Source organism: Streptomyces calidiresistens, from assembly GCF_014141525.1.
Taxonomy (GTDB): domain Bacteria; phylum Actinomycetota; class Actinomycetes; order Streptomycetales; family Streptomycetaceae; genus Streptomyces; species Streptomyces calidiresistens.
The window spans coordinates 1-1,025 of sequence record NZ_VKHS01001267.1; the positions used below are offsets into that span (position 1 = coordinate 1).

Annotated in this window: 1 protein-coding gene; it reads left to right on the plus strand. The window is 70.0% G+C overall.

The features are described from left to right. Positions 1-286 precede the first annotated feature (286 nt). Entirely contained in the window at positions 287-967 is a 681-nt protein-coding gene (locus FOE67_RS26795; RefSeq protein WP_182667406.1) for a DUF4389 domain-containing protein, read from the plus strand. The last annotated feature ends 58 nt before the right edge of the window (positions 968-1,025 follow it).

Consider the following 1,025-nt stretch of genomic DNA (forward strand, 5'->3'; position numbering starts at 1 on the left):
CCCCGGGAACCCGTGCACCGAGGCCCGCTTCCGGGGGTTCCCCGTCCCCACCCCCGCATTCCACCGCGGGGAAGCCCTCCCACGGCGCTGCCGGGCCCGGTCCGCCGTTCCCCGCGGCCGCCCCCCGTTTCACCCGCCGCGAAAGGGACACCCGGAAACGACCCGGTCCGCCTGCGACCGGGAACGTGAAGTCCGGCACCGGTACCCGGAGGGAACGAGCCGCTCGAGGCCGTCACCCCTTCCACGAAGCCCCACCGGTGCCCCCCGTCGGCAGGAGTCGAACACCATGCAGGAAGCGACGAGAATCCCCCCTGTGTCCCCCGTGCGGGTGGAGGCAGACCCCGACGAACCGCTCTCCCGCTGGCTGTGGCTCGTCAAGTGGCTCCTCCTGATACCGCACTACCTGCTGCTGGCCCTCCTGTGGGTCGCCTTCGTCGTGGTGACCGTGATCGCCTTCTTCGCCGTTCTGTTCACCACCCGCTACCCCCGCCCCCTGTTCGACTTCAACCTCGGCGTCCTGAGATGGAGCTGGAGGGTCTCCTACTACGGAGCCAACGCGTTCGCGACCGACCGATATCCCCCCTTCTCCCTGGGGGAGAGGCCCGACTACCCCGCCCGTCTGACCGTGGTGTACCCCGAGCGGCTCTCCCGCGGCCTGGTGCTGGTCAAGTGGTGGCTGCTGGCCATTCCCCACTACCTCGTGGTGGGCATCCTCACGGCCCCGCCGAGCGGTCGGGAACAAGCCTCCCCGCCCGGCCTCATCACCCTGCTCGCCTTCTTCGCGATCATCGCCGTCGCCTTCACCGCCACCTACCCCCGAGGCCTGTTCGATCTGATCATCGGCCTCAATCGGTGGGTGCTGAGAGTCGTGGCCTACGTCGCCCTGATGACGGACGTCCACCCGCCCTACCGCTTGGACCAGGGTCCCCGCGACCCCGGAACGGAAAACCCGACCACCCTTCCCTGACCCCGAAGGAAGAGGCGCCCCCGGCCCCGCATCGGCCCCGAGGACGGCACCTCCACCC